The organism is Diaphorobacter ruginosibacter (genome assembly GCF_040396215.1).
Lineage (GTDB): Bacteria > Pseudomonadota > Gammaproteobacteria > Burkholderiales > Burkholderiaceae_C > Diaphorobacter_A > Diaphorobacter_A ruginosibacter_A.
Window position 1 is genome coordinate 26,811 of sequence record NZ_JBEBOW010000016.1, and the last position, 9,813, is coordinate 36,623.

Annotated in this window: 8 protein-coding genes; 5 read left to right on the forward strand and 3 right to left on the reverse strand. The window is 65.5% G+C overall.

From position 1 onward, the window contains the following. Positions 1 to 48 precede the first annotated feature (48 nt). The 4 genes from glmM (at position 49) to sixA (ending at position 5,229) form a co-directional block, all read left to right on the forward strand. Entirely contained in the window at positions 49 to 1,383 is a 1,335-nt protein-coding gene (glmM, locus tag ABWP92_RS03960; protein ID WP_353234050.1) for a phosphoglucosamine mutase, read from the forward strand. 149 nt (positions 1,384 to 1,532) lie between these two features. Further along, positions 1,533 to 2,369 carry a GNAT family N-acetyltransferase gene (locus ABWP92_RS03965; protein WP_353234051.1) on the forward strand — a complete coding sequence of 279 codons (837 nt, stop codon included), beginning with the start codon at positions 1,533 to 1,535 and terminating at the stop codon, positions 2,367 to 2,369. A gap of 219 nt (positions 2,370 to 2,588) precedes the next feature. Beyond that, entirely contained in the window at positions 2,589 to 4,730 is a 2,142-nt protein-coding gene (ppk1, locus tag ABWP92_RS03970) for a polyphosphate kinase 1 (RefSeq protein ID WP_502907444.1), read from the forward strand. Positions 4,731 to 4,767: 37 nt separating this feature from the next. Beyond that, entirely contained in the window at positions 4,768 to 5,229 is a 462-nt protein-coding gene (gene sixA, locus ABWP92_RS03975; RefSeq protein ID WP_353234053.1) for a phosphohistidine phosphatase SixA, read from the forward strand. A gap of 33 nt (positions 5,230 to 5,262) precedes the next feature. On the opposite strand, the gene ABWP92_RS03980 is transcribed toward sixA, so the two are convergent. The 3 genes from ABWP92_RS03980 to ABWP92_RS03990 form a co-directional block, all read right to left on the reverse strand. Beyond that, positions 5,263 to 5,736, reverse strand: coding sequence for a hypothetical protein (locus ABWP92_RS03980; protein WP_353234054.1), 474 nt, complete (start codon positions 5,734 to 5,736; stop codon positions 5,263 to 5,265). Positions 5,737 to 5,791: 55 nt separating this feature from the next. Continuing rightward, entirely contained in the window at positions 5,792 to 7,267 is a 1,476-nt protein-coding gene (locus ABWP92_RS03985) for a Ppx/GppA phosphatase family protein (protein WP_353234055.1), read from the reverse strand. Positions 7,268 to 7,370: 103 nt separating this feature from the next. Beyond that, the gene (locus ABWP92_RS03990) at positions 7,371 to 8,510 is read right to left on the reverse strand and encodes an ABC transporter substrate-binding protein (RefSeq protein ID WP_353234056.1); all 1,140 of its coding nucleotides are present in this window, start codon (positions 8,508 to 8,510) and stop codon (positions 7,371 to 7,373) included. A gap of 185 nt (positions 8,511 to 8,695) precedes the next feature. Between ABWP92_RS03990 and pstS the strand changes: the two genes are divergently transcribed. Then, on the forward strand, positions 8,696 to 9,736 hold the full coding sequence (gene pstS, locus ABWP92_RS03995; protein WP_353234057.1) for a phosphate ABC transporter substrate-binding protein PstS: 1,041 nt from the start codon (positions 8,696 to 8,698) through the stop codon (positions 9,734 to 9,736). Positions 9,737 to 9,813: the final 77 nt, after the last annotated feature.

A 9,813-nucleotide genomic window follows, 5' to 3' on the forward strand; every position in this document is an offset into this window, starting at 1 on the left:
TAACGGGATAATCGACCAATGCATAAGCATGAAAAAGGGAATAAATAGATGACGCGCCGCTACTTTGGAACCGATGGAATCCGTGGAACTGTGGGCGTTGCCCCCATCACGCCGGACTTCGTTCTCAAACTGGCGCATGCCGTCGGCCGCGTGCTGCGGCGCGCGGAAGACCGGGCGACGGTGCTGATCGGCAAGGACACGCGTGTTTCCGGCTACATGCTGGAGAGCGCGCTGGAGTCGGGCTTCAACTCGGCGGGCGTGGATGTCGTGCTGCTCGGGCCGCTGCCCACGCCGGGGGTGGCGTATCTCACGCGCGCGCAGCGCGCGAGCCTGGGCGTGGTGATCAGCGCCAGCCACAATCCGTTTCCCGACAACGGCATCAAGTTCTTCTCCGCCCAGGGCACCAAGCTGCCCGACAGCTGGGAGCAGGAAGTGGAGACGGCGCTCGATGAAGCCCCGGTCTGGGCCGACTCGCATTCGCTTGGCAAGGCGCGCCGGCTGGAGGATGCCGCGGGCCGCTATATCGAATTCTGCAAGAGCACTTTTTCGCACGACCTGACATTGCGCGGCCTGCGCATCGTCGTCGATGCGGCCAACGGCGCGGCCTACCATATCGCTCCCAAGGTCTTCCACGAACTGGGCGCCGAAGTGATCTCGATCGGCTGCTCGCCCGATGGCTTCAACATCAATCACGAGGTGGGCTCCACTCATCCGGATGCATTGGTGCGTGCCGTGCGGGCCAACCATGCGCATTACGGCATCGCGCTCGATGGCGATGCGGACCGGCTGCAGATGGTCGACGAGCGCGGGCGGCTGTACAACGGCGACGAACTGCTGTATCTGATGGCGCTGGACCGGCTGTCGCTTGGCCAGGCTCTGCCGGGCGTGGTCGGCACGCAGATGACCAACATGGCTGTCGAGCTGGCGCTGCGCGGCAAAGGCGTTGAATTCATGCGCGCCAAGGTGGGTGACCGGTATGTGCTGGAAGAGCTCGCCCGGCGCGGCTGGCAGCTCGGCGGTGAAGGATCGGGACATTTGCTGGCCCTGGACAAGCACACCACGGGCGATGGCCTGGTCAGCGCGCTGCAGGTGCTGCAGGCATGCGTGCGCGCGGGCAAGACGCTGCCCCAGATGCTCGCCGGGATGAAGCTCTATCCGCAGGTATTGCTGAACGTGCGCCTGCAGCCCGGACAGGACTGGCTCTCCAACCAACGGCTGGCCGATGCCACGCGCGAGGCCGAGCAGACGCTGGGCGACAATGGCCGTATCCTGATCCGCGCGAGCGGCACCGAGCCGCTGCTGCGCGTGATGGTGGAAGCGGAGAACGCCGATCACGCCAACCACTATGCGCAGCTGCTCGCCGACGTGGCGCGCGCGGGCTGAAGCGCCAGCGGGCTGCTTCGCCCGTCATCCAGCCGTCATCATCCTGACACTCGCACGTCACCGCCGCCTCTGACAATTTCCTGCGGAGGCGGGGCGCTCCTTTCCCGGTAGCCGTCCGGCATGTCCTCCATGAAAAGAGGATTGCACCTATGAGCGACCTGCCGAGCCCGACCATGCCGTTGAGCGATGAATCCTTGCCCAGGGGGTCGCTTCACCGCCCATCTGATGCGGGCCATCTGGGGCAAGCTGCACAGGCGCGTGGCGGGATTGAGGTCGCGTGGGCGCGCCACCTCGACGAAGTGAGAGAGGCGCAGAAGCTGCGCTTCGATGTGTTCGTCTCCGAAATGGGGGCGCAACTGAGCTCGCCGGTGGCGGGCCACGACATCGATCTTTTCGACGACTACTGCGAGCACCTGCTGGTGCGTGACTCGGCGACGCGCCAGGTCGTGGGCACCTACCGCGTTCTGACCCCCGTGCAGGCGCGCCGCGTGGGCAGCACATACAGCGATACCGAGTTTGATCTCACCCGCCTGCGTGGACTGCGCAGCCGCATGGTGGAGCTGGGCCGCAGCTGCGTACACCCCGGACACCGTCACGGCGGCGTCGTGCTGGCGCTCTGGGGCGCGCTGGCGGATTTCATGATGCGCAACTCACTGGACACCATGATTGGCTGCGCGAGCATTCCGATGCTGCACAACGGCGTGGTGACGGGCGACGTGGCCGCCAGCATCTACCGCGGCGTCAGCCAGACCCACATGGCTTCCATCGAATACCACGTGCGCCCCCGATTGCCGCTCCCGCTGGAGAGCCTGGACAGCAGCCTGGACGTGGAGCCGCCGGCGCTCATCAAAGGCTATCTGCGCCTGGGCACGCGCATCCTGGGCGCTCCCGCCTGGGATCCGGACTTCAACACGGCCGACCTGCCGATGCTCATGCGGCTGGCCGACCTGCCCGCCAAGTACCGCAAGCATTTTTTCCAGAACTGAATCAGGAGCTGATGGCTGCAGGCTGTGCCGCAGTAGTTGGATCAGGTTTTCTGCATTGTGTGTCGTGAAAGCAGCGCATATTGATATTGGCTGGTTGCGGAAGATGTGACAAAGTGGTGACTCGGTCATACGTTTGTCACAACCGCGCTGGATACTGGCTGCCGACACGTTCGCATTTCATCATTTTGTATGCCGTTTTACGCTTCGCCGCTTCCACCGATGACAGTCACGGACGGTATTTCGTCCGGACAGGGGACCTCCCGCGCGGGGGCTGGCCCCGATGCAAGGAGCGTGCAACTGCTCGACCGCGACCACAGCATTCTGGACTTCAACGAGCGGGTGTTCGACTGGGCGGTGCGCGAGGACGTTCCTTTGCTGGAGCGGCTGCGCTATCTGTGCATCGTCTCGTCGAACCTCGACGAATTCTTCGAGGTGCGCTCTGCGGCGCACCTGACGGCCGCGCAGCAGGGCGAGGCCAAGGGCGAATATGACGCGCAGTCCTTCGAGGCGCTGTCGCACAAGGCCCATGCCCTGGTGGCGCGGCAGTATGCGCTCTACAACGAATCGCTGATGCCCGCGTTCGAGGCGCACGGCATTCGCGTGATCCCGCATGGCGAGCGCGACAGCGCGCAAAAACGCTGGGTGCGCGAATACTTCCTGCGCGACGTGCGGCCGCTGCTGATCCCGGTGGGGCTCGATCCGGCGCACCCGTTTCCGCAGGTGGCGAACAAATCGCTCAATTTCATCGTCCGGCTCAAAGGCGGAGATGCGTTCGGGCGGCAAAACGAGATCGCCATCGTCAAGGTGCCGCGCATCCTGCCGCGCGTGATCCGGCTGCCCGCCGAGGTGGCGCGCGATGGCGTGCAGCTGGTGACCCTCTCCAGCATCATCCGCTCGCATCTGGCCGATCTGTTTCCGGGGCGCGAAGTCACTGAATTCTCGCAGTTCCGGGTCACGCGCCACTCCGATCTGGCGGTGGACGAGGAGGATGTGCGCAACCTGCGCATGGCGCTGCGCCAGGGCTTGCAGCACCGGCATTTCGGCCTGGCGGTGCGGCTGGAGGTTTCCTCCCGGTGCTCGCGCCATCTCTCGGATTTCCTGCTCTCGCAGTTCAATCTGCCAGCCGCGGCGCTCTATCGTGTCCCGGGGCCGGTCAATCTGGTGCGGCTGTCGCAATTGGTGGAACTGGTGGCGGACCGCTCGCTGCTGTTTCCCTCCTGGCAGCCCGCATGGCCGGCGCAGCTTGCGCGCAATGCCTCCATCTTTGCCGAGCTGAGGAAGCGCGACGTGCTGATCCACCAGCCGTTCGAGAGTTTTGACGGCGTGCTTGCGTTCCTGCGCGAAGCCGTGGAAGACCCCAAGGTGCTGGTGATCAAGCAGACCATCTACCGCACCGGCTCGGATGCGCAGATGCTGGACCTGCTGCGCGAAGGCGTGCGGCGCGGAAAGGAAGTGACGGTGGTTGTTGAGCTCAAGGCGCGTTTTGACGAGGAGGCCAACATCAACTGGGCCGAGGCGCTGGAGTCGGTGGGCGCGCAGGTGGTCTATGGCATCGTCGGCCTCAAGACGCATGCCAAGATGCTCCTGGTCACGCGCCGCGAGGGCCGGCGGCTCAGGCGCTACGGGCATCTGTCCACCGGCAACTACAACCCGCGCACCGCCAGGCTCTATACCGACCTGAGCATGCTCACGGCCGATGAGGCGCTGACCGCCGACATGGATGCGGTATTCGAGCATCTGGCGAATCAGAACCGCGTGCCGTACCTGGGCCAGATGATGCTGGCTCCGTTCGATCTGCAAAAGCGGCTGATCGGCATGGTCGAGCAGGTGGGGCAGGCGGCCTCGCGCGGCGAGTATGCGCGCATCGTCGCCAAGATGAATGCGCTGACCGACGAGGAGCTGATCCACGCCCTGCTGCGGGCCGGCCAGTGCGGCGCGCGCATCGACCTGATCGTGCGCGGCGCGTGCATGCTGCCCGCGCAGGTGCCGGGCGTTTCGGAGCGCATCCGCGTGCGATCGGTGATCGGACGCTTTCTGGAGCACACGCGCGTGTTCTATTTCGGAGCGGGCAACAGCGAGGAGCTGTACTTGTCGAGCGCCGACTGGATGAATCGCAACATGCTGCGCCGTGTGGAGCTGGCATGGCCGGTGAAGGACAGAAAGCTGCGCCAGCGGATCATCGACGAATGCCTGGTCGCCTATCTGCACGATGACCGCGACGCCTGGACGCTGCAGGCCGACGGCCTCTATCAGCGCGCGCGGCGCGTGACGGATGGCATCGGGGCGCAGAACGCGTTGATGAAGCGCTATGCGCCCATGGGCCAACGGCTCAAGGGCGGCCCCGCGGAATATGCCCGCTGAGCCAGGACATGCAAGAAGAACCGAAAAGAGGCGGTCGATGGATCTGATTCTCTGGAGACACGCGGAAGCCGAGGAAGCGCGCGACGGCGATGACGATCTGCAGCGGCCGCTGACCGGCCGTGGCGAGAAGCAGGCGACGCGCATGGCGGCGTGGCTTGATCGCCAATTGCCCGAAGGCCTGCGCGTGATGGTCAGCCCGGCGCTGCGCACCGAGCAGACGGCGCGGGCGCTGGGCCGCAAGTTCAAGCTGCGCGCTGAACTGCTGCCTGGCGGCCCGGTGCAGGATGTGCTCGAACTGGCCCAGTGGCCGCGCTCGCGCGGCGCGGTGCTGGTGGTTGGCCATCAGCCCATGCTGGGCGAAATGGCCGCGCTCCTGCTGGGCATGACCGCCAGTCAATGCGCGATCCGCAAAGGATCGGTCTGGTGGCTTCGCCACCGCAGGCGGCAGGATCTGGAGGAGACCATTCTGCTGTCGGTGCAGTCGCCGGATTTCCTCTAGCAGACCCTCTCTGGCCGCGCCGTGCGGCAGGGCTTATTTCTTCGATGCCTTGCCGTCTTCGTTCTTGGCGGGGCGTCCGGTCTTGATGGCTGGTACGGCCTGCAGAGCGGCCAGCAGCTGCGGGTCGTCCAGCGTCGTGAGCAGCTTCAGGCCCGCGCGCAGCAGTTCGCTTTTCTTGGCATGGTGGGCGAGCCGGGCGCTGCGCAGCTTCAGCTCGTCGATGGCGGCGTATTCGTCCTTGGGAATGGTGAAGCTGTCGCGCACGAGCTTGGGCTTCCTGACCTTGTTTTCCTTTTCGGCCTTGGCGGGTTTCTCCGCCTTCGAGGCCCTGGCCTTTGCCGGGGCCTCGGACTTGACGGCGGGCTGGACGGCCGCCTTGGCAGCGGGTGTCCTGCCTTTGGCGGGCGCTGGCATCGTCGCTGGCGCGGTGGGCTTGTGCATCACTTTTTTTGCGGCTGCCGTGATGGGGGCGGGATCCGCCGGGGGAGTCTGGGTGCGATTCGTCATGATGGGAGAAGTGGAGAAACTATATAAACAGTTTATACGGTTTCTCGATTTCTTGTCACCGTAGTTCGGTGACATATTCCCACGGCGTTTTTTGCCAGCAGAGGTTCTCGTCGTGCAGCAGATGGGCCGACTGCGGGTAGCTTGCCGACCAGCCCTCGCGCGAGCGGACCGTGCAGCGCCGTCCGTCGAACTGCAGCGAGAATCCTTGCGTGTCGGGATCGCGGCGCGCATGGCACAGCGCGACGGCGGTGCGCAGGCACATCAGTTGCAGCACGAATTGCGGGTCAGTCAGCTCGACCGCCGTCTTGTGCAATTTGCCCCGGTGGCCCAGCACCAGCTGGCTGAGGTGATGAAGCTCGGGCAGCGCGAATCCAGCCGCGTCGGTCTGGTCGAGGATATAAGCCCCGTGGCGCTGGTAGCCGCTGTGGGAGATGCGCTGGCCGATCTCGTGCAGGAGCGCTGCCCAATCGAGCTTGCGCGCCGCGCGTTCGCTGTCCGCTGCCGCGCCCAGAAACAGCCCGGTGGCGATCTTCGCCACGCGCCGGGCGTGCGCCTCGTCCACGCCAAAGCGCTGCATGAGGCCGCGCACGGTGGAGGCGCGCAGATCGGTCTGCGGCTGTTCGCGGTCCAGCAGGTCGTAGAGCGCGCCCTGGCGCAGCGCGCCTTGCGCCACCTGCAATTCGTCGATGTCCAGAAGCTGGAAGATGGCGCGCAGCACGCTCACGCCCCCGCCGATGACGGCGCGGCGATCTTCCTTGAGGCCGTTCATGCGCACGCGCTCGGCGCTGCGCGCGGCCAGCAATTGGCGGTAGAGCCAGTCCAGCCCTTCGAGCGTGACCTTGCCCTGGGGGCCTCCCGCGGCCACGAGCACGTCGCCGACGGCGCCCACCGTTCCGGACGAGCCGTAGGCCACGTCCCAGGTGTCGCGCCTGTAGGTGTCGAGCGCTTCGTCGAGCACCGCCTTGGCGGCGATCTCGGCTGTCTGGAACGCCTGTTCGGTGAACTGGCCCTGCGGGAAATAGCGTGTGGACCACGCGACGCTGCCCACGCGGAACGACGCCACGGCGGATGGTGTGAACTGCCGCCCGAGAATGAGTTCGGTGGAGCGTCCGCCGATATCCACCACCAGGCGGCGCTCGTCGGACTGCGGCAGCAGCCGCGCCACGCCCTGGTAGATCAGGCGCGCCTCCTCGGGGCCCGAGACGATGTCGATCGGATAACCAAGGATCTGGCTGCCGCGCTCGATGAAGGCCTCCCGGTTGCGCGCCTCGCGCAGCGTCTGCGTGGCCACGGCGCGCACGTGCGCGCGCGGAAAGCCAGCAAGCCGCTCGGCGAACCGGGCAAGGCAATCCCAGCCGCGCTGCATGGCTTCGGCGGTGAGGTTGCGGTCTTCATCGAGCCCCGCGCCCTGGCGCACGGTTTCCTTGAAGTATTCGATCTTCTCGATGTGGCCGTGCTCATATCGGCCGATTTCCAGTCGGAAGCTGTTCGAGCCAAGGTCGACAGCGGCGAGCAATGTTCCATCTTGCATAAAGGGGCGGAGTGCTCCGCGCTTTTTTTCTCGCGGCGCAGCATAGCACTGACTTCCATCGCCCGGTGAAGGACGTGGTCTGGCGGCTACCGTGAACACATCTTCAGCCAACGATGCGGCCATCGGAGGTCAGCATGCTCTGGGTCACATTGGCGCCGCTGAGTTTCTCGCCCCGATAGGCGACCGTGTAGCCGCCGATTTCCTGCTCGGAACGCCTGCGGAATGCGGCCATGGCGCTTGCGCGGTCGGGCGAGGAGCCAAGCGATGCAAGCACCTGCGCCGTGTAGCGCGCGGCGATGTAGCCGGCCAGGCCGTGCTGCGAGGGCGGCTCGTCATACAGCCTGCCCAGCGCCGCGCGGTAGCTCCGGACCACGGGCAGGCTGGCGCTCACCATGGGGACGGGCTGCGTCACCACCACGGAGACATTGCGCGGCATGCCGCCCAATTGCGTGAGCACCTGCAGATTCACGTCGGCCAGCGCGATCAGGTAGCAGTGCGATCCAGGCTGTACGCCCAGCCGGTGCGCGAACGCATGGAGCTCCGGGGTGCCGCCGATGAACAGGACGAGCGCCGGCGTCGCCGCGGGCCGCCTGTCGGGAGGCAGCACCTGCAGTTTCAGGCCTTGCGCGCTGCCCGCCGCGGCGATGGAGGCGCCGAGCGCCGCCTGATGGCCGGAGGTCGCATAGACGACGCCGGCCTGCCGGACGCCCATGACGGCCAGCGACTTCATCGCATGCGCGATCTGCGCCTGATAGTCGGGAAAGACCGCAAAGACCGTGTTGCCGCTGTCCGTCCATTGGCGCTGCAGCCAGGGGGCTGCGATGGGCAGGGGCGAGGCGGCGGATTGCTGCAGCGCCGCGATCGACGCCGCCGCCGCATCGCCCGCGCAGCCGCACAGCGCCACGCAGGCATGGTCGGCCTGCGCGGTCCGAAGGGCCGATTGAATGGAGGCGGCGCTGCCGTCAGTCTCGATCACCTGGTGCCGGATGCCGCGTCCACGCGGCGCTTCCTGCGCGTTGTATTCCTGCCAGGCGGCGCGCGAGCCTGCCAGGAAGTCGCGGCTGATGTCCTGCTGCATGGGCGACATGTCCACGATCTGCGTGACCGCCATGGCGGCGGCGGGTTCCGTGGCCGCCCGGGCATTGCCACCGGGGAGCAACGCACCCGCAGCGGCAAGCAGGCTTGAATGCCTGAACCATTGCCGCCGATTGAGGGCAGGGGACGAAACGATGAAGGAGGGCATGGCGGGCAACGTGAATCTGCTTTGAAAAATTCATGTTACGAATGGCCGGCGACAGATTTGTGACGATTTCGTGGCGGCGGCCCTTTGAAAAATACGTATGACAAATTCAATGTGTCATGTCGTTGTCACATACGGGTTCTACATTCCGTTCCATCACAAGTTTTGTTCAACCTCGAGGTTCTCTCATGACAATGTCTGCAATTCGGGTTCTGGTGGCTGGTCTGGCGGCGATGGGCGCGATGTCTTCGGCCCTGGCGCAAAGCGAAGCCACCGGCGCTGGCGCCAGCTTCCCGGCTCCGCTGTACTCCAAGTGGGCTGCCGACTACAACAAGGCCACCGGCGTCAAGATCAACTATCAGTCCGTGGGCTCGGGTGCCGGTCTGCGCCAGATCGAGGCCAAGACCGTCGACTTCGGTGCTTCCGATGCGCCCCTGAAGGACGACGAGCTGCAGAAGAAAGGCCTGGTGCAGTTCCCCACCGTGATCGGCGGCATCGTGCCGGTGGTCAACATCAAGGGCATCGCGCCCGGCCAGCTCAAGCTCTCCGGCAAGGTTCTGGGTGACATCTACCTGGGCAAGATCACCAACTGGAACGATGCCGCCATCAAGGAACTGAACCCCGGCGTGAATCTGCCGGATGCGACGATCGCCCCGGTGCGCCGCGCAGATGGCTCGGGCACCACCTTCGGCTTCACCAACTATCTCTCCAAGGTGAACCCCGAGTGGAAGGAAAAGATCGGTGAAGGCACGGCCGTGAACTGGCCCACCGGCGCGGGCGGCAAGGGCAACGAGGGCGTCGCCGCTTTTGTGGGCCGCCTGCCCAACTCGATCGGCTACGTCGAGTATGCCTACGTCAAGCAGAACAAGATGACGTTCGCGCAATTGCAGAACAAGGACGGCAACTTCGTGTCGCCCGACGACACGAGCTTCAAGGCCGCTGCCGCGGGCGCCGACTGGAGCAAGAGCTTCTACCAGATCCTGACCGAGCAGCCCGGCAAGGACGCATGGCCGATCACCTCCGCCACCTTCATCCTGATGCACAAGGCGCAGGACAAGCCGGTTCAGGCCGCCACTTCGCTGAAATTCTTCGAGTGGGCCTACAAGAATGGCGACAAGACGGCCGGCGAACTGGACTACGTTCCCATGCCCGAGAGCGTGAAGGAAGTGATCTACAAGTCCTGGTCCGAGATCAAGGACGCATCCGGCAAGGCCGTCGCCCTGAAGTAACCGCGTCGCCCGGCCTGGTTCTGGCGCCCCACGGATGACCCGCTGCGGATTTCCGCAGGCATCCATGGGGCTGCCGC

Coding starts and splice junctions, on each gene's coding strand:
- glmM (WP_353234050.1), top strand. CDS start 49: ATGACGCGCCGCTACTTTGGAACCGATGGAATCCGTGGAACTGTGGGC.
- ABWP92_RS03990 (WP_353234056.1), bottom strand. CDS start 8,510: ATGCCCTCCTTCATCGTTTCGTCCCCTGCCCTCAATCGGCGGCAATGG.
- pstS (WP_353234057.1), top strand. CDS start 8,696: ATGACAATGTCTGCAATTCGGGTTCTGGTGGCTGGTCTGGCGGCGATG.
- ABWP92_RS03965 (WP_353234051.1), top strand. CDS start 1,533: ATGAGCGACCTGCCGAGCCCGACCATGCCGTTGAGCGATGAATCCTTG.
- ABWP92_RS03985 (WP_353234055.1), bottom strand. CDS start 7,267: ATGCAAGATGGAACATTGCTCGCCGCTGTCGACCTTGGCTCGAACAGC.
- ABWP92_RS03980 (WP_353234054.1), bottom strand. CDS start 5,736: ATGACGAATCGCACCCAGACTCCCCCGGCGGATCCCGCCCCCATCACG.
- sixA (WP_353234053.1), top strand. CDS start 4,768: ATGGATCTGATTCTCTGGAGACACGCGGAAGCCGAGGAAGCGCGCGAC.
- ppk1 (WP_502907444.1), top strand. CDS start 2,589: ATGACAGTCACGGACGGTATTTCGTCCGGACAGGGGACCTCCCGCGCG.